The organism is Aureimonas sp. CAS (genome assembly GCF_059838215.1).
This window is the reverse complement of sequence record NZ_CM187563.1, coordinates 1,703,022-1,722,333: the sequence shown is the minus strand read 5'-3', so window position 1 is coordinate 1,722,333 and position 19,312 is coordinate 1,703,022. Positions and strand designations below refer to the sequence as shown.

18 protein-coding genes are annotated in these 19,312 nt (G+C 67.9%); 9 read left to right on the top strand and 9 right to left on the bottom strand.

Annotation, left to right across the window (positions count from 1 at the left end; translation table 11 throughout):
- The first annotated feature begins 47 nt into the window (after positions 1-47).
- Positions 48-653, top strand: a complete 606-nt coding sequence (locus AC6R2M_RS08375; RefSeq protein ID WP_500487326.1) for a hypothetical protein — start codon at positions 48-50, stop codon at positions 651-653.
- A 122-nt stretch (positions 654-775) separates the two neighbouring features.
- Positions 776-1,411: a MarC family protein gene (locus tag AC6R2M_RS08370; protein ID WP_500487324.1), complete on the top strand. Its 636-nt coding sequence runs from the start codon at positions 776-778 to the stop codon at positions 1,409-1,411.
- 74 nt (positions 1,412-1,485) lie between these two features.
- On the opposite strand, the gene ssb is transcribed toward AC6R2M_RS08370, so the two are convergent.
- The gene (ssb, locus tag AC6R2M_RS08365) at positions 1,486-2,043 is read right to left on the bottom strand and encodes a single-stranded DNA-binding protein (RefSeq protein WP_500487322.1); all 558 of its coding nucleotides are present in this window, start codon (positions 2,041-2,043) and stop codon (positions 1,486-1,488) included.
- Between the two features lie 149 nt (positions 2,044-2,192).
- On the bottom strand, positions 2,193-2,618 hold the full coding sequence (locus AC6R2M_RS08360; protein WP_500487320.1) for a VOC family protein: 426 nt from the start codon (positions 2,616-2,618) through the stop codon (positions 2,193-2,195).
- 141 nt (positions 2,619-2,759) lie between these two features.
- On the opposite strand from AC6R2M_RS08360, the gene uvrA reads away from it, so the two are divergent.
- Together uvrA and AC6R2M_RS08350 are read left to right on the top strand one after the other, a co-directional pair.
- Entirely contained in the window at positions 2,760-5,684 is a 2,925-nt protein-coding gene (gene uvrA, locus AC6R2M_RS08355; protein ID WP_500487318.1) for an excinuclease ABC subunit UvrA, read from the top strand.
- The gene (locus AC6R2M_RS08350; protein ID WP_500487316.1) at positions 5,681-6,487 is read left to right on the top strand and encodes a DUF72 domain-containing protein; all 807 of its coding nucleotides are present in this window, start codon (positions 5,681-5,683) and stop codon (positions 6,485-6,487) included. The genes uvrA and AC6R2M_RS08350 overlap by 4 nt, the downstream gene beginning before the upstream one ends.
- Here AC6R2M_RS08350 and AC6R2M_RS08345 read toward each other — a convergent pair whose 3' ends face one another.
- A complete protein-coding gene (locus AC6R2M_RS08345; RefSeq protein WP_500487314.1) occupies positions 6,488-7,996 on the bottom strand; it encodes an NAD(P)H-hydrate dehydratase in 1,509 nt (502 codons plus the stop codon).
- Between the two features lie 271 nt (positions 7,997-8,267).
- Between AC6R2M_RS08345 and AC6R2M_RS08340 the strand changes: the two genes are divergently transcribed.
- The 5 genes from AC6R2M_RS08340 to AC6R2M_RS08320 all read left to right on the top strand — a co-directional run bounded on the left by AC6R2M_RS08340 (position 8,268) and on the right by AC6R2M_RS08320 (position 14,754).
- The gene (locus AC6R2M_RS08340) at positions 8,268-8,606 is read left to right on the top strand and encodes a P-II family nitrogen regulator (RefSeq protein ID WP_500487312.1); all 339 of its coding nucleotides are present in this window, start codon (positions 8,268-8,270) and stop codon (positions 8,604-8,606) included.
- A gap of 43 nt (positions 8,607-8,649) precedes the next feature.
- Complete coding sequence (gene glnA, locus AC6R2M_RS08335) at positions 8,650-10,059, top strand: type I glutamate--ammonia ligase (RefSeq protein WP_500487310.1); 1,410 nt, start codon at positions 8,650-8,652, stop codon at positions 10,057-10,059.
- Positions 10,060-10,319: 260 nt separating this feature from the next.
- Positions 10,320-12,347, top strand: coding sequence for a DNA topoisomerase IV subunit B (gene parE, locus AC6R2M_RS08330; protein WP_500487308.1), 2,028 nt, complete (start codon positions 10,320-10,322; stop codon positions 12,345-12,347).
- A gap of 41 nt (positions 12,348-12,388) precedes the next feature.
- Entirely contained in the window at positions 12,389-12,946 is a 558-nt protein-coding gene (locus AC6R2M_RS08325; RefSeq protein ID WP_500487306.1) for a hypothetical protein, read from the top strand.
- 275 nt (positions 12,947-13,221) lie between these two features.
- On the top strand, positions 13,222-14,754 hold the full coding sequence (locus AC6R2M_RS08320; protein WP_500487304.1) for a DEAD/DEAH box helicase: 1,533 nt from the start codon (positions 13,222-13,224) through the stop codon (positions 14,752-14,754).
- Between the two features lie 177 nt (positions 14,755-14,931).
- Here the strand turns inward: AC6R2M_RS08320 and AC6R2M_RS08315 are convergent, their stop codons facing one another.
- The 6 genes from AC6R2M_RS08315 to AC6R2M_RS08290 form a co-directional block, all read right to left on the bottom strand.
- The gene (locus AC6R2M_RS08315) at positions 14,932-15,450 is read right to left on the bottom strand and encodes a MerR family transcriptional regulator (protein ID WP_500487302.1); all 519 of its coding nucleotides are present in this window, start codon (positions 15,448-15,450) and stop codon (positions 14,932-14,934) included.
- A 13-nt stretch (positions 15,451-15,463) separates the two neighbouring features.
- Positions 15,464-15,805 carry an integration host factor subunit alpha gene (locus tag AC6R2M_RS08310; protein ID WP_500487300.1) on the bottom strand — a complete coding sequence of 114 codons (342 nt, stop codon included), beginning with the start codon at positions 15,803-15,805 and terminating at the stop codon, positions 15,464-15,466.
- A gap of 148 nt (positions 15,806-15,953) precedes the next feature.
- Entirely contained in the window at positions 15,954-16,928 is a 975-nt protein-coding gene (locus AC6R2M_RS08305) for a beta-ketoacyl-ACP synthase III (protein WP_500487298.1), read from the bottom strand.
- The gene (gene plsX / locus AC6R2M_RS08300; protein WP_500487296.1) at positions 16,925-17,998 is read right to left on the bottom strand and encodes a phosphate acyltransferase PlsX; all 1,074 of its coding nucleotides are present in this window, start codon (positions 17,996-17,998) and stop codon (positions 16,925-16,927) included. Before plsX ends, AC6R2M_RS08305 begins: the two co-directional genes overlap by 4 nt.
- Positions 17,999-18,089: 91 nt before the next feature.
- Complete coding sequence (locus AC6R2M_RS08295; RefSeq protein ID WP_500487294.1) at positions 18,090-18,665, bottom strand: YceD family protein; 576 nt, start codon at positions 18,663-18,665, stop codon at positions 18,090-18,092.
- Positions 18,640-19,194, bottom strand: a complete 555-nt coding sequence (locus tag AC6R2M_RS08290) for a ubiquinol-cytochrome C chaperone family protein (protein WP_500487292.1) — start codon at positions 19,192-19,194, stop codon at positions 18,640-18,642. Before AC6R2M_RS08290 ends, AC6R2M_RS08295 begins: the two co-directional genes overlap by 26 nt.
- Positions 19,195-19,312: the final 118 nt, after the last annotated feature.

The window sequence follows — 19,312 nt, the reverse complement described above, 5'->3', positions numbered from 1 at the left end:
CATCATTTTGCCGGCGAAGGACGACCGGACGAGGAACGAGAAGCACCGTGAACTATGCCGTCGCCGCGATCGTCCTTGGCGGCTGCGCCGCTCTGCAGACCCCGGCCCTCGCATTCGAACCCCGCCCGCCCCAGGCGCCGGAAGCCGTGTTCGGATTCGGCGGCGTCATCACCGCCGAGGACATGGGGCGCAGCGCCAACCCCTTCACGGTCGACTACGAGCGGCGGATCGTCCTCGGCGGCGGCTATCAGCAGTTCTTCCACGAAAGCCCGCGCGGGCTTCAGTTCGGGATGGAGGTGGGCGCGTCGGTCCGGGCCATCGCCGGCGTGACGGGGGAGCTGTGGGGCGGCCCGGTGATCCGGCATGACGGACTGACGCTCTTCGACACCGTGCGCATCTCGCCCTCCTTCACGGCCGCGCTCAGCGCCGTCTCGAACGCCCATCCGGGACGCGAGCGCGACCTCGAGGAGCGCTCCGACGGCAACGCCCATCTTCTCTTCTATCTCGGACCCGAGATCGGCGTCTCGCGGGCGGACCGGCCGGATGTGGAAGCCTTCTGGCGGCTGCATCACCGTTCGGGCGCCAACCGCACGCTGGGGAACATGCGCGGGGCGAAGAACGCCAACGTTGTCGGACTGCGCTGGCGCTATTGACCTGAACGGCCCGGCGCTTCCATTCGATACCTCGCCGCCCGTCCGATCCGAACGGGCGAGACGCTCGTGCGGACCGCTCGGGAACGCGGATCGCCGGCGGAACTGGAAGAGACGAGGCCGAAATGACCGAACTGCTGCTCAACGGCTTCGTGACCCTCTTCGTCATCATCGACCCGCTGGGGCTGGTGCCGCTCTTCCTGGCGCTCACCCCCGGGGCGAGCGCGGCCGAGCGGCGCGTCATCGCCATCCAGGCGACGCTGATCGCCTCGGGCATCCTTCTGCTCTTCGCGCTGGCGGGCCTCGCCATCCTCGACGCGCTCGGCATCTCCCTCGGCGCCTTCCGCGTGGCCGGCGGCCTGTTCCTCTTCACCATCGCCTTCGAGCTGGTGTTCGACCGCCGCCAGCAGCGCAAGGAGAAGAGCGCGCACGCGCCCGACCACGGCCCCGCGGACGCGGTGAACGTCGCGGCCTTTCCGCTGGCCATTCCGCTGATGGCGGGGCCGGGCGCGATCGCCGCCGTCATCCTCCTCTCCGGCTCCCTGCCCGGCGTCGCGGGCCAGGGCGCGATGGTCGGCGTCCTCGTCGCGGTGATGGTGGTGACGCTCCTGATGCTGCTCGTGGCCGACCGGCTCGACCGCGCCATGGGGCCGACGGGGCGCGTCGTCGTCACGCGGCTTCTCGGCGTCATCCTCGCCGCGCTCGCCGTCCAGTTCGTCGCCGACGGGGTCGCGGAGCTGGTGAGAGACGCCATGGCCTGAACGACGAACGCCGCGCATCCCCTCGGACACGCGGCGCTCTTCTTCAGTTCAAAAAAGCCGGTCTCTCGCGGCGATCAGAACGGGATTTCGTCGTCGAGGTCGCCGCCGCGACCGCCGCCGCCCCCAGCACCGCCGCCGCCGCCATAGCCGCCGCGATCTCCGCCGCCGGAACGGTCGCCGCCGCCATAACCGCCGCCGCCGGAGCGACCGCCGCCGCCACCGCCGCGTTCGTAGCCGCCGCCACCCCCGCCGCCCTCGTAGCTTCCGCCGCCGCCCTCACCGCGACCGCCGAGCATCTGCAGTTCGCCGCGGAAGCGCTGCAGCACCACCTCGGTCGTGTAGCGCTTCTGGCCGGACTGGTCCTCCCAGGACCGGGTCTGGAGCTGGCCCTCGATGTAGACCGTCTGACCCTTCTTCAGATACTGCTCGGCGACCTTCACGAGGTTCTCGTTGAAGATCACGACGTTATGCCACTCGGTGCGCTCCTTGCGCTCGCCCGAATTGCGGTCCCGCCAGCTCTCCGACGTCGCGATGCGCAGATTGACGACCGCGTCCCCCGAGTTCAGCCGGCGCACTTCGGGATCGGCCCCGAGATTGCCGACGAGGATGACCTTGTTGACGCTGCCTGCCATGGTGCTGTCTCCTGCGCCCGTTGAACATTCGCGGCGGAACCTATGGGTCGCGCCCTCGAAGGGGAAGCCGTTGCCGGGCTTTATCCCCTCTTCCTTCTCGCCGGTCTCCCGCGCAGGCCCGCCGCCTTCTCCGCCTCCCCGCCTCCTCGCTATGGCAGTTCGATGCTTCCGTCCGGCGCCGGGATGAAGCTCTCCACGAATGTGATCTCCCAGGGATGGCCGTCCGGGTCGGCGAAATAGGCGACCGTGCCGCCCCACGAGGTCTCGTGCGGCGCCCGCAGCACCGTCGCTCCGGCCGCTTCCGCCTCGCGCAGCCGGAGCTCGACCTCGTCGCGCGAGCGCGTGTTGTAGGCGAGAGTCACGCCGCCGGGCCGGGGTGCATCCTCGCCCTGCAGATCGCGCGACAGCGCCTCCTGACGGTAGAGCGCCAGCGCCGAGCCGCCCATCTGGAAGAACACGACGTCGCCCTGCGACGCGCTCGACGCGCGCCAGCCGAGCGACTCGTAAAAGGCCCTCGCCCTTCCCAAATCCGCCACACCGAGCGTAAGCATCGTCATCCGCTGTTCGAACGCCATCTTGAACTCCCTTGCGGTGCGGCCTTCGTCCACCTAGAACATAGAGAGAACATCGAACGCTTTCCGTCAAGGTTCGTTCGGGATCGGCGTGCCGGCCATCTCGAAGTCCGGTCGCGGGACAGGTTTGGTCTGGCAGGCTCCATGAAGAACACGATCTCCGTTCGCGGCGCGCGCGAGCACAATCTGAAGAACGTCGACCTCGACCTGCCGCGCGATTCGCTGATCGTGATGACGGGCCTGTCGGGCTCGGGCAAATCCTCGCTCGCCTTCGACACGATCTATGCGGAAGGGCAGCGGCGCTACGTCGAGAGCCTTTCGGCCTATGCGCGCCAGTTCCTGGAGATGACGCAGAAGCCGGACGTCGATCAGATCGACGGGCTCTCGCCGGCGATCTCCATCGAGCAGAAGACGACCTCGAAGAATCCGCGCTCGACGGTGGGCACCGTCACCGAGATCTACGACTATCTGCGCCTGCTCTTTGCGCGCGTCGGCGTGCCCTATTCGCCCGCCACCGGTCTGCCGATCGAGTCGCAGACGGTCTCGCAGATGGTGGACCGGGTGCTGGCGCTGGAGGAAGGCACGCGCCTGATGATCCTCGCGCCGGTCGTGCGCGGCCGGAAGGGCGAGTACCGCAAGGAGCTCGCGGAGTTCCAGAAGAAGGGCTTCCAGCGCGTCAAGATCGACGGCGAGCTCTACGAGATCGCCGACGCGCCCACGCTGGACAAGAAGTACAAGCACGACATCGACGTGGTCGTGGACCGCGTCGTGGTGCGCGCCGACATCGGCACGCGCCTGGCCGATTCGATCGAGACGGCGCTGCGCCTCGCCGAAGGGCTGGCGGTCGCCGAATTCGTGGACAAGCCCCTGCCCGCCTCGGCGGTCGCGGGCGGCGGCGGCGCCAACAAATCGGCCAACGACACCCATGAGCGGCTGCTCTTCTCCGAGAAGTTCGCCTGCCCGGTCTCCGGCTTCACGATCCCCGAGATCGAGCCCCGGCTCTTCTCCTTCAACAACCCCTTCGGCGCCTGCCCGACCTGCGACGGCCTCGGCTCGCAGCAGTCCGTGGACCCGAAGCTGATCGTCCCGGACGAGAACCGCACGTTGAAGGGCGGGGCCATCGCGCCCTGGGCGAAGTCCACCTCACCCTATTACGCGCAGACGCTGGAAGCGCTCGGCCGCGAGTACGACTTCAAGCAGACCGACAAATGGTCGGCGCTGCCCGAAGCCGCGCGCACGGCCATCCTCTACGGCACGGGCAAGACCAAGCTCGAATTCCGCTACAATGACGGACTGCGCTCCTACAAGGCGACGAAGCCCTTCGAGGGCATCGTGACCAATCTGGAGCGTCGCTACCGCGAGACGGATTCGGCGTGGTCGCGCGAGGACATCGAGCGCTACATGTCGGCGACGCCCTGCCCGGCCTGCGCCGGCTATCGTCTCAAGCCCGAGGCGCTGGCGGTGAAGATCGACAAGCGCCACATCGGCGAGGTCACGGACCTGTCGATCCGAAACGCGCTCGTCTGGTTCGAGGAACTGCCCGAGCATCTGAGCCAGAAGCAGAACGACATCGCCGTGCGGATCCTCAAGGAGATCCGCGAGCGGCTGCGCTTCCTGAACGACGTCGGGCTCGACTATCTGACCCTGTCGCGCTCCTCGGGAACGCTGTCGGGCGGCGAATCCCAGCGCATCCGCCTCGCCTCGCAGATCGGCTCGGGCCTGACCGGCGTCCTCTACGTGCTGGACGAACCCTCGATCGGCCTGCACCAGCGCGACAACGAGCGGCTTCTGGTGACGCTCAAGCACCTTCGCGACATCGGCAACACGGTGATCGTTGTCGAGCACGACGAGGACGCGATCCTCGCCGCCGACCACGTGGTGGATATCGGCCCCGCCGCCGGCATCCATGGCGGCCGGGTGATCGCCTCGGGCACGCCCGCCGAGATCATGGCCCACCCGGATTCGCTGACGGGCAAGTATCTCTCCGGCGAGATGGGCGTGCCGGTTCCGGCCGAGCGGCGCAAGGCGCAGAAGGGCAAGGCGATCAAGGTCGTCGGCGCGCGCGGCAACAATCTGAAGAACGTCTCGGCCGAAATCCCCATGGGGCTGATGACGTGCGTCACGGGCGTCTCGGGCGGCGGCAAGTCCACCTTCCTGATCGAGACGCTGTTCAAGGCGGCGGCCCGGCGCATCAACAATGCGCGCGAGGTTCCGGCCGAGCACGACCGTGTCGAGGGGCTCGAGCTGCTCGACAAGGTGATCGACATCGACCAGTCGCCGATCGGACGCACGCCGCGCTCCAACCCGGCGACCTATACCGGCGCCTTCACCCCGATCCGCGACTGGTTCGCCGGGCTTCCCGAGGCCAAGGCGCGGGGCTACCAGCCGGGCCGCTTCTCCTTCAACGTGAAGGGCGGGCGCTGCGAGGCCTGCCAGGGCGACGGCGTCATCAAGATCGAGATGCACTTCCTGCCCGACGTCTACGTCACCTGCGACGTGTGCCACGGCAAACGCTACAATCGCGAGACGCTGGAGGTGACCTTCAAGGAGAAGTCGATCGCCGACGTGCTCGACATGACGGTGGAGGAAGGTGTCGACTTCTTCGCGGCCGTGCCGGCCATCCGCGACAAGCTGGCGACCCTGAAGGAAGTGGGGCTCGGCTATGTGAAGGTCGGGCAGCAGGCCACCACGCTGTCGGGCGGCGAGGCGCAGCGCGTGAAGCTCGCCAAGGAGCTGTCGCGCCGCGCGACCGGCCGCACGCTCTACATCCTCGACGAGCCGACGACGGGCCTGCACTTCCACGACGTCGCCAAGCTTCTGGAGGTGCTGCAGTCGCTGGTCGATCAGGGCAATACGGTCGTCATCATCGAGCACAATCTGGAGGTCATCAAGACGGCCGACCACGTGATCGATATCGGGCCGGAGGGTGGCGACGGCGGTGGCGAGATCGTCGCGGTGGGAACGCCCGAGGCCGTCGCGAAGGTCGCGCGCTCGCACACGGGCCGCTTCCTGAAGGAGCTTCTGAGCCGGCGGCCTCAGCCCTCGATCAAGGCGGAGGCGGCGGAATGAGCGGCCGCGGCGTGATCCGGACCGGCATCGGCGGCTGGACCTTCGAGCCGTGGGACGAAAGCTTCTACCCCGAGAAGCTGCCGAAGAAGCGGCAGCTCGAATACGCCTCGCGCCAGCTCTCCACCATCGAGGTGAACGGCACCTATTACCGCACGCAGTCGCCGGAGACCTTCGCCAAATGGGCGGCGGAGGTGCCGGACGGCTTCGTGTTCGCGCTGAAGGCCTCGCGCTATTCCACCAACCGGAAGGTGCTGGCCGAGGCCGGCGAATCGATCGAGCGCTTCGTCGGATCGGGCATCGCCGAGCTCGGCGACAAGCTCGGGCCGATCGTGTGGCAGTTCGCGCCGACGAAGGCCTTCGACCCGGAGGATTTCGGCGCGTTCCTGGCGATGCTGCCGAAGGATTTTGCAGGCGTTGCGCTCCGCCATGCGGTCGAGGTCCGGCATCCGAGCTTCGTTGTGCCCGACTTCGTCGCGCTCTGCCGCAAGCACGGCGCGGCCATCGTCTATGCCGAGCATGAGACCTATCCCGAGATGGCGGATCTGACGGCGGACTTCGTCTATCTGCGCCTGCAGAAGGGGCGCGACGACATCCCGACCGCCTATCCGGCGGAGCAGCTCGACCTCTGGGCCGACAGGCTGAAGGGGCTGGCCGCGGGCGAGATGCCGGGCGACCTGCCGCTGGCGGCGAAGGATTCGCCGGCCCCGAAGGCGTCGCGGGACGTCTTCACCTATTTCATCCACGAGGGAAAAGTGCGCGCGCCGCATGCGGCCATGGCGCTGGCGGAGCGTCTGAAGGACTGATCAGCGGGCGGCGTCGAGCCGCGCCAGCGCGCGCGGCACGAGCGCCGGCAGATCCTCGGCGATGAGGCCGGGCCCGAAGCTCGCCGCGGCCTCCGCATGCAGCCAGACGGCGGCACAGGCGGCTTCGAAGGCGGGCACGCCATTGGCGAACTGCGCGGCGACGAGGCCGGAAAGCACGTCGCCGCTGCCGGCGGTCGCCAGACCGGCCGGGCCGTTGCCGTTGATCGCCGCACTCCCATCGGGCGCCGCGATCACGGTGTCGGAACCTTTCAGGACCACGACGGCGCCCGCGCGGCTCGCCGCTCGTCTCGCGCGGTCGAGCTTGGACGGGCCTTTCGCAAGGTCGGGAAACAGGCGCGCGAACTCGCCCTCATGCGGGGTCAGCGCGACCCGAGCCTCCGTCGCGTCTCGAATGAGGGCGAAGAGCGCGTCCGGATCGTCCGCGAAGGCCGTGATGGCGTCCGCGTCGAGAACGAGCGAGCGACCGGCCCGCAGGATCGCCTCGGCGTAGGCGCGCGCGGCTGGCAGATCGCCGAAGCCGGGTCCGAGCACGAAGGTCGAGAGGCGCTCGTCCTCCAGATGGGTCGCAAGGTCGTCCGCGCCTTCGCAGCGGCGCAGCATGATCGCGGTCAGGTGCGAGGCGTTCACGAGAAGCGCGGACGGCGGCGAGAGGAGGGTCACGAGCCCGGCGCCGCCGCGCAGCGCCGCCATGGCGGACAGCCGTGCGGCCCCCGTCTGCGTCGCGCCGCCCGAAAAGACGACGACGTGCCCCCGATCGTATTTGTGGTGCGTGTCCTCGGGCTTCGGAAACGAGGCCATGAACAGCGCAGGCTCGTTCGCGAAGGCACGGGGCGCGATCTCGTCCAGGACCGAAGCGTCGATGCCGATGTCCGCGACCTCGATCTCGCCGCAGAGCCCGCGGCCGGGCTGGAGGAGATGGCCGGGCTTTCGGCGGAAGAAGGTGACGGTCCGGTCGGCCTTCACGGCGGCGCCCTTCACCTGTCCGTCGTCGCCGGAGACGCCGCTGGGAAGGTCGATGGCCAGGACTCGGCAATCCCCGCCGTTCAGACGCCGGATGGCGGCAGAAGCCGCGCCTTCCACGTCGCGCGACAGACCCGCGCCGAACAGCCCGTCGATGACGAGCGAAAAACCGTCCGGCGCGAAGGCTTCGAGCGAGCCGACCGGTCCCGTCCACTCCTCGGCCATCACGCGCGCATCGCCGGACAGATGCGATCGGGGCGACAGCGCGTAGACCGCCACCTCCCGCCTTTGCTCCTTCAGGATCGCCGCGGCCGCGAACGCGTCCCCGCCATTGTTCCCCGATCCGGCCAGGATGGCGATGGCCCCTTCCGGCGCCAGACCGGCCGCCGCCCGGGCGACCGCCGCAGCGGCGCGGCGCATCAGATCGAGACCCGTCTGGCCTCTTTCGATGGCGCACCGGTCGGCATGCGCCATCTCGTCCGGCGTCAGAAGCGCGCAAGACCCGGCGTTCGAGATAGGACTGCTCATTTCGCGCTCATTCTGCTCACTCTTTATGCACTTGGATTCCGCAAATGGATGCGTGATTGCACAACGCGATGGTGGCGCACCCCTGCCCGACCGGCTAGACAACGCCTCATGCCGTCGTGCGGTTTCGAAAGGGAGACCGCTGACCTATGGTCGGGGTGGCGCGGAGTCCCGCGCCGTGCACCGGTCCGGTTCGAGGAACGACGCCCGGCGCGTCACCCTTCGGGACCGACCGGGCGTCCTCATCCAGGAGGCCAGCGTTGAGAGGAATTCGATGAAAAAGGTCGAGGCGATCATCAAGCCCTTCAAGCTCGACGAAGTGAAGGAAGCGCTTCAGGACGTCGGGCTGCAGGGCATCACGGTCACCGAGGCCAAGGGCTTCGGGCGCCAGAAGGGCCACACGGAGCTGTATCGCGGCGCCGAGTACGTCGTCGACTTCCTCCCCAAGGTGAAGATCGAGATCGTGCTCGCCGACGAATCGGTCGCGCAGGCGGTCGAAGCCATCCGCAAGGCCGCCCAGACGGGGCGGATCGGCGACGGCAAGATCTTCGTCTCCACGATCGAGGAGGCCATCCGCATCCGCACCGGCGAGTCCGGCGTCGACGCGATCTGACCCCCTCGCCCTCACACGCATTCAATCCAGCAGGAAGGACCCCATGACCTCGGCCAACGACATTCTGAAGCAGATCAAGGACAACGACGTTAAGTTCGTCGACCTGCGCTTCACCGACCCGAAGGGCAAGCTGCAGCACGTCACGATGGACGTCGCGATCGTCGACGAGGACATGTTCTCGGAAGGCTCGATGTTCGACGGCTCGTCGATCGCGGGCTGGAAGGCCATCAACGAGTCCGACATGACCCTGATGCCCGACCCGGAGACGGTCCATATGGACCCGTTCTTCGCGCAGTCGACCATGGTCATCTACTGCGACATCCTCGATCCGGTCTCGGGCGAGAGCTACAACCGCGACCCGCGCGGCACCGCCAAGAAGGCCGAGGCCTATCTGCAGCAGTCCGGCGTCGGCGACACCGCCTTCTTCGGCCCCGAGGCCGAGTTCTTCATCTTCGACGACGTGAAGTACAAGGCCGACCCGTACAACACGGGCTTCAAGCTGGACTCCACCGAGCTGCCGTCGAACGACGACGCCGACTACGAGACCGGCAATCTCGGCCACCGTCCGCGCGTCAAGGGCGGCTACTTCCCGGTTCCGCCGATCGACAGCTGCCAGGACATGCGCTCCGAGATGCTGACCGTGATGGCCGAGATGGGCGTCTCGGTCGAGAAGCATCACCATGAGGTGGCCGCGGCCCAGCACGAACTCGGCATCAAGTTCGACACGCTCGTCCGCAACGCCGACAAGATGCAGATCTACAAGTACGTGATCCATCAGGTCGCGAACGCCTACGGCAAGACGGCGACCTTCATGCCGAAGCCGATCTTCGGCGACAACGGCTCGGGCATGCACGTGCACCAGTCGATCTGGAAGGGCGGCAAGCCGACCTTCGCGGGCAACGAATATGCCGGCCTGTCCGAGACCGCGCTGTTCTACATCGGCGGCATCATCAAGCACGCCAAGGCGCTGAACGCCTTCACCAACCCGTCGACGAACTCCTTCAAGCGTCTCGTCCCGGGCTATGAGGCTCCGGTGCTGCTCGCCTATTCGGCGCGCAACCGCTCGGCCTCCTGCCGCATCCCCTTCGGCCAGTCGCCGAAGTCCAAGCGCGTCGAGGTCCGCTTTCCGGATCCGACGGCGAACCCCTACCTCGCCTTCTCGGCCATGCTCATGGCCGGCCTCGACGGCATCAAGAACAAGATCCATCCGGGCTCGGCCATGGACAAGGATCTGTACGACCTGCCGCCCGAGGAGCTGAAGGAAATCCCGACCGTCTGCCGTTCGCTCCGCGAGGCGATGGAGTCGCTCGATGCCGACCGCGACTTCCTGAAGGCCGGCGGGGTGTTCGACGACGACCAGATCGACGCCTTCATCGACCTGAAGATGGCCGAGGTCCTGCGCTTCGAGATGACGCCGCACCCGGTCGAGTTCGACATGTACTACTCGGTCTGATCGACCGACCCTCTCCGGCGGCCCCGCGCCGCCGGAACTCGGGCCGCGTGCGGGACATCCCGTGCGCGGCCTTTTTCGCTTCGGGGCTCTCCTGCCGTCCCCGAAAGGCTTAGAAGCGGTGGAAAACCTCGACTTCGCGAGCCTATCCTCTCATCGCGAACGCCCTGCGGGTTGAAGAACATTTCGTGAAAGTCTAGTCCTTCGGGCATGGAATGGCGGAGCGTGGAAGAGACGCGATCGGACACGGGACGGATGCGGCGATGAGCGACGACCTCTTTTCCGGCTCGGCCGCGCGGAAGACCCGGGCCGCGCCGGCTGCCCCCATGCCCAGCGCGCCCGCGAGCGCGCCCGTTCCCCCGTCCGACTATACGGCGGCCGACATCGAGGTCCTGGAAGGGCTGGAGCCTGTCCGCCGCCGTCCCGGCATGTATGTGGGCGGCACCGACGACAAGGCCCTGCACCACCTCTTCGCCGAGGTGATCGACAATTCGATGGACGAGGCGGTCGCCGGTCATGCGAGCGTCATCGAGGTCTCGCTCGACGCCGACGGCTTCCTGACCGTTTCGGACAACGGACGCGGCATCCCGGTCGATCCGCACCCGAAATACAAGGACAAGTCCGCGCTCGAGGTCATCATGACCACGCTGCACGCGGGCGGAAAGTTCGACTCGAAGGTCTACGAGACCTCGGGCGGCCTGCACGGCGTCGGCGTCTCGGTGGTGAACGCGCTGTCGGAGCGGCTCGAGGTCGAGATCGCGCGGTCGCGAAAGCTCTACCGGCAGGTCTACGAGCGCGGCCACGCCGTGACGAAGGTCGAGGAGCTCGGCGACGTCCAGAACCGGCGCGGCACGAGGGTGCGCTTCAAGCCCGACGAGACGATCTTCGGCCAGGGCGCGCGCTTCGAACCGGCCCGCGTGCTGCAGATGGCGCGCTCGAAGGCCTATCTCTTCGGGGGCGTCGAAATCCGCTGGAGCTGCGATCCCTCGCTTCTGGGTCCCGATTCCAAGACGCCCGCGCGCCAGACCTTCCATTTCCCCGGAGGGCTGAAGGACTATCTCGCCGCCTCCATCGAGGGCGAGCATCGCGTCACCACGCAGATCTTCTCGGGCCGCACGGAAAAGGCCTCCGGCCATGGCGCCGTCGAATGGGCGATCGCCTGGACGGCGGGCGACGGCTTCGTGCGCTCCTACTGCAACACGATCCCGACGCCGGAGGGCGGCACCCACGAGGCGGGTCTGCGCGCCGTGCTTCTGCGCGGCCTGAAGGCGTTCGGCGAAGTCTCCGGAAACAAGAAGGCGGCGTCGATCACGGCCGAGGACGTGATGATCTCGGCCTCCGCCATGCTCTCGGTCTTCATTCGCGAGCCCGAGTTCGTCGGCCAGACCAAGGACCGGCTGGCGACGACCGAGGCCCACCGCATCGTCGAATCCTCGATCCGCGACAGCTTCGACATCTGGCTCGCCTCCTCGCCGCAGGACGCGGCGCGCCTGATCGACTGGGTGGTGGAGCGCGCCGACGAGCGGCTGCGGCGCCGCGCGGAGAAGGAGGTCAGCCGCAAGTCCGCGACGCGCAAGCTGCGCCTGCCCGGCAAGCTGGCGGACTGCTCGCAGACGGGCGCCGCGGGCGCCGAGCTCTTCATCGTGGAAGGCGATTCGGCGGGCGGCTCGGCCAAGCAGGCACGCGACCGTGCGCGCCAGGCGATCCTGCCGCTGCGCGGCAAGATTCTGAACGTCGCCTCGGCGGGACGCGAGAAGCTCGGCGCCAACCAGCAGCTCTCGGACCTGATCCAGGCGCTCGGCTGCGGCACGCGCTCGAAATACCGCGAGGCGGACCTTCGCTACGAGCGCATCATCATCATGACGGACGCCGACGTGGACGGCGCCCATATCGCCTCGCTGCTGATCACCTTCTTCTACCAGGAGATGCCGGAGCTCATCCGCGAGGGTCATCTGTTCCTGGCCGTGCCGCCGCTCTACCGCCTCAGCCAGGGCGGCAAGACGGTCTATGCGCGCGACGACGCGGACCGCGAGCGCATCATCGCGCGCGAGTTCAAGGGACGCGGCAAGATCGAGGTCGGGCGCTTCAAGGGTCTGGGCGAGATGCTGCCGGCGCAGTTGAAGGAAACGACCATGGACCCGAGGAAGCGGACGCTTCTGAAGGTCATGATCGACGATACGGTCGAGGGCGGAACCTCCGGCGCGGTGGACGCGCTGATGGGGAACAAGCCGGAGGCGCGCTTCCGCTTCATTCAGGAGCGCGCGGCCTTCGTCGAGGATCTCGACGTCTGATCGGCGTCATCCGCGGACCCGGCATCACGAGGACGACCATCTTGCTTCCTTTCCGTACCGCTCTCCTCGCCCTTCTCCTGACGAGCGTCGCGCCAGCCTTGGCGCAGGAGCCGGCGGCGTCTCCGCCGACCGGGTCGGAAGCCGGCGCGGCGGCCGAGGCTCCGGCGAGCGAAGGCGCGGACGCGTCCGCACTTGCCGAGCCGGACACGTCCGATGCGGCCGCGCGGATGCTGCGGGAAATGTCGCCGCTCGTCGCCGACGTTCAGATCGTCGGCCCCTGGGTGGACGGGGAGCGCACCGGCATCTGGCGGACGATCACGCTCCAGCCGGAGGGCGAAGGCGCTGGAAACCGCTTCTTCGTCCAGCAGATCGAGGCGGTGGACGGCGCTCCGGCCGTCTCCTCCTCGACCGAAATCACCGAGGTCGGCGAGATCGGCGGCGCCCTGATCTCCTACCGCGCCGATGCGCCGAGCGAGGGCCAGCCCGAGCTTCTGACGCTGTTTCTGGAAATCGTGCCGCTCGACGGGGAGATCGCGGAAACCTACGAGCTCTTCTTCACCGCCGGCGAGCCCTACGTCTTCGGTCCGGCTTCGAACTGAAAGGCCGGCAGCTTCCCCTCCGTCGCTCCGCATGAGAGTGGGGCGTCTTGGGCGGAAGTTCTATCCCGTCGGCGGCGAGGAACAAGCAGGCCCGAGGCAAACGTCGCGACGATCGAAGATTCACGCGCATTCGCAGGGGTTCAGTTCGTTCGCTGTCAACCCTATATCTGGTGCAAAGCTTGACTTGTCGAAGTCATGCTCGTATTCCGCCACCTGATACCGGGTGACAGCGGCACTGCCCTCCCTAACCGGACATCGAGAGAACCGACTCCTTCATGCATTTTTCCGAACTCGGCCTCAGCGCCAAGGTTCTGGCCGCGGTGGAAGCCGCCGGCTACACCACGCCCACCCCGATCCAGGCGCAGGCGATCCCGCACGCGCTGGAGCGCCGGGACGTTCTGGGCATCGCGCAGACCGGCACCGGAAAGACGGCATCCTTCGTTCTCCCGATGCTGACGCATCTGGAAAAGGGCCGCGCCCGTGCGCGCATGCCGCGCACGCTCATCATGGAGCCGACGCGCGAGCTCGCCGCGCAGGTGGAAGAGAGCTTCGTCAAGTACGGCGCGGCGCAGAAGGTTTCAGTCGCGCTCCTCATCGGCGGCGTGTCCTTCGAAGAGCAGAACAAGAAGCTGGAGCGCGGCGTCGACGTCCTGATCGCGACGCCCGGCCGCCTTCTCGACCATTTCGAGCGCGGACGCCTGCTGATGACCGGCGTCGAGACCCTCGTCATCGACGAGGCCGACCGGATGCTCGACATGGGCTTCATTCCGGACATCGAGCGCATCTGCAAGCTCCTGCCCTTCACGCGCCAGACGCTGTTCTTCTCGGCGACCATGCCGCCGGAGATCACGCGCCTGACCGAGCAGTTCCTCCAGAACCCGGTCCGCGTCGAGGTCGCCAAGGCGTCCTCCACCGCCCAGACGGTGGAGCAGAAGCTCGTCGCCACCCGCAAGGAAGACTACGAGAAGCGCGAGACGCTTCGGAAGATCATCCGCGCGCAGGGCGACGATCTGACCAACGCGATCATCTTCTGCAACCGCAAGCGCGACGTCTCGCTGCTGTTCCGGTCGCTCGAGAAGCACGGCTTCTCGGTCGGAGCGCTGCACGGCGACATGGACCAGCGCGCGCGCACGATGACGCTGCAGGCGTTCCGCGACAACAAGCTGACGCTTCTGGTGGCGTCCGACGTCGCGGCGCGCGGCCTCGACATTCCGATGGTCAGCCACGTCTTCAATTTCGACGTGCCGATCCACGCCGAGGACTACGTCCACCGGATCGGCCGCACGGGCCGCGCCGGTCGTTCGGGCAAGGCCTATACCCTCGTCTCCAAGGCCGATTCCAAATATCTCGACGCGATCCAGAAGCTGATCGCGCGGGACATCGAATGGCTGGACGGCGACCTCTCGAACGTCGCGGCCAGTGACGAGGACGAGGATCGCGGCACCAACCGTCGCTCGCCCAAGCGCGGCGCGGCCAAGGACGGCGCGCCGGCGCGCAAGCGCGCCCCTGCCCGCTCGCGCAAGGCGGCGGAAGCCGACGCGTCGGTCGAGGCTGATGCGGTCGAGCCGGTCGAGCAGACCGTTCCCGAGGTCGCCCCGTCCGAGGAGCCCGTGCAGGAGGCGCAGCCGCGCCGCCGTGCTCGCGGCGGTCGCAGCGATGCGGCGCCTCGTCCCGTGGCCGAGCCGGTGCCCGTCCGCTCGCCGCAGCCGGCCCGCAACGGCGGGCGTTCGTCGAACGAGGACCGCAACATGCCGGTCGGCTTCGGTGACGACGTTCCCGCCTTCATGCTGATCGCCACCGGCGCCTGAGCGCCGCAGGACGCGGTTTCGAGAATCACGAAGGCCGCTGGGGCGATCGCTCCAGCGGCCTTCTTCGTTTCGAATATGCGATCCGGCGGGCGGCCGTTGCGTTCCGAGACGCGGGCCATCGAATGTGTCTGGCTTTCGGATGCTCGGACGCGCGGGATGACGCGGCCGGACAAGCGCTCAGCGCGCCTGATCGAGAATGCGCTTCAATTCCAGAAGTTCGAGCAGCACGCGATTGAGCTCGGCCGTCGGTCCGGCCGCCAGACCGCCACCGGCCCTGTCGCGATCGCGCCGCAGCAGATTCGACAGGCCCGACAACGCGCGCGGCGGCGTCGGCTCCTCCACATCGTGCGCGACCGGCTCTTCCTGCGCCACGTCCTCGGGCGCCGACTTGCGGGCCTGGATGGCGCTGAGACCCGACAGGTCCCCCGCCCCGAGCGTGATCACGAAGCGGTTGCCGTTCTCCTTGAGGACGCGCTGGACGCCCCGGATCGTGAAGCCGCGCACGTAGAGAAGGAAGCGGATCCCCTTCAGGAGATCGACGTCGTCCGGCCGGTAGTAGCGGCGGCCGCCGCCGCGCTTCATCGGCTTGATCTGCGGGAAACGCGTTTCCCAGAAGCGCAGGACGTGCTGGGGAAGATCGAGCTCTTCCGCCACCTCGGAGATGGTGCGGAACGCCTCGGCGCCTTTTTCCGACATGACGGGCTGCGGCCTACTCGGCCGCTCTCAGAAGCGGCTCGGCCTCCGGCTCGCGCTCGCCATGAGCCGCGAGAATCCGGTCCTTCATGACGTTGGACGGCTTGAAGACGACGACCTTGCGCGGCAAGATCGGCACTTCCTCGCCCGTCTTCGGGTTGCGCCCGATCCGCTCGTTCTTGTCGCGAACGAGGAAGGAGCCGAAGGACGAAATCTTCACGCCTTCGCCTCGGGCGATGGTCGAGCAGATCTCTTCGAGGACCGATTCCACGAGATAGGCGGATTCGGTGCGCGAGAGACCGATCTTCCGGAAAACAGCCTCTGCGAGGTCGGCGCGCGTGACCGTCCTGTCTCCCATTCCGTACCCCTCGTGAATGGTGCGAGCGTCACGCGGCGACCCCCTGCCGCCTCGCGATCGAACGTCGCCAGAATAGCGAAATGCGATGAGCTTTCAAGCACCTCCGGGCCCGGCGAGCTCGGATCGGTGATGCTGGTGACGCTGTTTCCTACCAGCGCACGAGGACGGCGCCCCAGGTGAAGCCCCCGCCCATCGCCTCCAGGAGGACGAGGTCGCCCTGCTTGATCCGGCCGTCCCGTACCGCCTGATCCACCGCCAGCGGGATGGACGCGGCCGAGGTGTTGCCGTGGTCTCCGACCGTCGCCACCACCTTCTCCGGGGCGATGCCGAGCTTCTTGGCGGAGGCGTCGATGATGCGGCGGTTGGCCTGATGGGGCACGAACCAGTCGATGTCCTGCGGGCCGATGTTCAGCGCGGCGAACGAATCCTCGATGACGTCGGTGATCATGCCGACGGCATGCTTGAAGACCTCGCGGCCCTCCATGCGCAGCTTGCCGACGGTCCCCGTCGTGGACGGCCCGCCATCGACATAGAGCTTTTCGCAGTGGGCGCCGTCCGAGCGGAGCTTGGAGACGAGAACGCCGCGCCCGTTCGCCTCGTCCTCCGGCCGCGCCTCGAGGACGACCGCGCCGGCGCCGTCGCCGAAGAGGACGCAGGTCGTGCGGTCCTCCCAGTCGAGAAGGCGCGAGAAGGTCTCCGAGCCGACGACGAGGGCGCGCCGCGCCATGCCGCCGCGCAAATAGAGGTCGGCCGTGGTGACGGCGTAGACGAAGCCCGAACAGACCGCCTGCAGGTCGAAGGCGAAGCCGTGGCTGATCCCGAGCCGGTTCTGCAGCTGCACGGCCGAGGCGGGAAACGTGTTGTTGGGCGTGGCCGTCGCCAGCACGATGAGGTCGATGTCGGTCGGGTCGATCCCGGCCGCCTCGATCGCGCGCCGGGCCGCGCTCTCGGCCATCGAGACGGTGGTCTCGTCCTTCGCTGCGATGTGGCGGTTGCGGATGCCGGTGCGCTGTTCGATCCAGGCGTCGGACGTCTCGACGATGCCCTCGAACTCGGCGTTCGCCATGCGCCGGGCCGGAAGATAGGAGCCGGTTCCGGTGACGATCGATCTGAGGCCGTTCATGGGGCGCTCTCCTCTGCCAGCGGCTTGGGAACGCTCACCTCGGAGACGCTCGAATAGAAGTCCTGAAGATCCTTCTCGATCTTCTCGCGCAGTTTGGCGGCCGCCATGGCATGCGCCACGTCGATGGCCGCCGCCGTGCCTTCGGCGTCGGAGCCGCCATGGCTCTTGATGACGATGCCGTTGAGGCCGAGGAAGACCCCGCCATTGACCTTGCGCGGGTCCATCTTGTCGCGCAGCTGGTCGAAGGCGGACTTCGCCAGGAGATAGCCGAGGCGCGCCAGCCAGGTTCGGTTCATCGCGGCGCGCAGATAGGAGGCGATCTGGCGCGCCGTGCCCTCCGCCGTCTTCAGCGCGATGTTGCCGGTGAAGCCTTCGGTGACCACGACGTCGACCGTCCCCTTGCCGAGATCCGTGCCCTCGACGAAGCCGTGATAGGCCAGCCCCGCGATGCGGGTCTCGCGCAGGAGCCGGCCCGCCTCGCGGATTTCGTCCTGCCCCTTCACCTCCTCCACGCCGATGTTGAGGAGGCCGACGGTCGGCCGCTCGATGCCGAAGAGGGCGCGCGCCATGGCGGCGCCCATCATCGAGAAATCGACGAGCTGCTGGGAGTCGGCTCCGATCGTGGCACCCACGTCGAGGACGACGCTCTCGCCCTTCACCGTCGGCCAGACGGCCGCGATGGCCGGGCGCTCGATGTTGGGCATGGTGCGAAGGCAGAATTTCGCCATCGCCATCAGGGCGCCGGTGTTGCCCGCCGACAGCGCGACGTCCGCCTCGCCGGACTTCACGGCCTCGAGCGCGTGCCACATGGACGACTTGTTGCGCCCCTGCCGGAGAGCCTGGCTGGGCTTCTCGTCCATGCGGATGGAGAGGGGCGAATGGTGGAAGGTCGACGCGGCCTTGAGGCGCGGCAGACGCTCCAGCACCGGACGCACGGCCTCCTCCTGACCGAAGATCGCAAAGCGCAGGCCAGGGTGCCGTTCCAACGCGAGTTCCGCGCCCGGAAGCACGACCTCCGGGCCGTGGTCTCCGCCCATGGCGTCGAGCGCGATCGTAATGGCCGATGTCAAAGAATGCTCCTCGAACGGTCGCGGATGAGCGCCCGCGAGACGCCGCGCGAACATAATGATTTGCGGCAGCCGGGCAACCGGCGACGGACGATCAGCGGGAGGATCCGTCCGTCTTGAGCGCCGCAAGGGCCGCAAAAGGCGACACTTTCTCGTCCTCGGGCGGCGGCGCCTCGTCCTCGAAGGCTTCGCTGCCGCCGCGCGGATAGGGATCGACGGCGAGCGCCAGCGTTTCGACCAGCACGGCGCCGAGATCGACCGTGTCGCCCGTGAAGGGATCCGGCGAATCCTCCCCCTCGGGGTCGAGCTCCATCTCGCCGGCCTCGTCGATGGTCGGGCGCAGGAGAGAGGACCCTTCCGGCAGGAAGGTCCGCGCGAAGCTCTCGCGGACGATCTGGCGAACCGGCTCCAGGGTCACGATCGATTCCTGGACGATCTCGGCCTCGATCGTGCCGCGGAAGGCCGCGCCGCCCCGGCCGAAGGGCGAAGCGGTGATCTGTGCGGCGAAGCGATCGATGGAGACGACCGCGAGGAAATCCGCGACCGCCTTCCTCTGCCCCTCGTCCCACTCGACCCGTATGCCGTCGCCGCTCTGCGCCAACCGCGAGACGCGCACGTCGTGGCGGACCTGGGAGAGCTCGCCGTCAGGCTGCGTCTTCGTCTGCGCCATCGTTCATCTCCTTGACGTCGAGTTCGCCGCGCAGGATCGCCTGCGCCGGCAGTGCCGAATAGCTCCTGGCCGTCGCGATCATGTGGCGGGCGAGAAAGTCGGGGGCTCCCTCCGGGGCCGGATCGTCGGCGAAGGAGCGTCTGGCGATGGCGGCGGACAGCGCGTCCCCGTCCCGCGCCGCCAGAGCCGGACCGAATTCGGACACGCGCGTGTAAAAGCGGTTGGCGAGCCGGCGCATGCGCCTCGGCACGCCCTGATAGCCGATGCCGATCTCGCGCAGCGAATGATCCATGTCGAGCATGAAGCGATCGACGATGTCCTGCGAGAACGCCTTGAGCGTCGCGTCCTCGCGGCAGCGGTCGAGCAGGAGCAGAACCTCGATGCCCAGCGCCTCGTAGCGCCCCATCACCGTGTCTGGCAGGCCGCCCTCGATATAGAGCGCGGGGTTGCGGGCGCGCGCCACGATCGCGTCGTAGACGCGCTCCACCACCTCCCGGTTCGCGCGCTTGCGGCGCCAGCGTTCGAGCATTCCGCTCCTCGTGTGAGATCAGCTCCCGTTTCCCGGGCGTTCGCATGAAGGGGCCGCGATTGCAACAAAGGCCGGCGTGGATTACCAAGTCGGCTCCGTTCCCACCGACCGGCGTTGC

Coding starts and splice junctions, on each gene's coding strand:
- AC6R2M_RS08360 (WP_500487320.1), bottom strand. CDS start 2,618: ATGGCGTTCGAACAGCGGATGACGATGCTTACGCTCGGTGTGGCGGAT.
- AC6R2M_RS08350 (WP_500487316.1), top strand. CDS start 5,681: ATGAGCGGCCGCGGCGTGATCCGGACCGGCATCGGCGGCTGGACCTTC.
- AC6R2M_RS08340 (WP_500487312.1), top strand. CDS start 8,268: ATGAAAAAGGTCGAGGCGATCATCAAGCCCTTCAAGCTCGACGAAGTG.
- AC6R2M_RS08310 (WP_500487300.1), bottom strand. CDS start 15,805: ATGGGAGACAGGACGGTCACGCGCGCCGACCTCGCAGAGGCTGTTTTC.
- AC6R2M_RS08315 (WP_500487302.1), bottom strand. CDS start 15,450: ATGTCGGAAAAAGGCGCCGAGGCGTTCCGCACCATCTCCGAGGTGGCG.
- ssb (WP_500487322.1), bottom strand. CDS start 2,043: ATGGCAGGCAGCGTCAACAAGGTCATCCTCGTCGGCAATCTCGGGGCC.
- AC6R2M_RS08345 (WP_500487314.1), bottom strand. CDS start 7,996: ATGAGCAGTCCTATCTCGAACGCCGGGTCTTGCGCGCTTCTGACGCCG.
- AC6R2M_RS08290 (WP_500487292.1), bottom strand. CDS start 19,194: ATGCTCGAACGCTGGCGCCGCAAGCGCGCGAACCGGGAGGTGGTGGAG.
- AC6R2M_RS08320 (WP_500487304.1), top strand. CDS start 13,222: ATGCATTTTTCCGAACTCGGCCTCAGCGCCAAGGTTCTGGCCGCGGTG.
- AC6R2M_RS08370 (WP_500487324.1), top strand. CDS start 776: ATGACCGAACTGCTGCTCAACGGCTTCGTGACCCTCTTCGTCATCATC.
- uvrA (WP_500487318.1), top strand. CDS start 2,760: ATGAAGAACACGATCTCCGTTCGCGGCGCGCGCGAGCACAATCTGAAG.
- glnA (WP_500487310.1), top strand. CDS start 8,650: ATGACCTCGGCCAACGACATTCTGAAGCAGATCAAGGACAACGACGTT.
- parE (WP_500487308.1), top strand. CDS start 10,320: ATGAGCGACGACCTCTTTTCCGGCTCGGCCGCGCGGAAGACCCGGGCC.
- AC6R2M_RS08295 (WP_500487294.1), bottom strand. CDS start 18,665: ATGGCGCAGACGAAGACGCAGCCTGACGGCGAGCTCTCCCAGGTCCGC.
- AC6R2M_RS08305 (WP_500487298.1), bottom strand. CDS start 16,928: ATGAACGGCCTCAGATCGATCGTCACCGGAACCGGCTCCTATCTTCCG.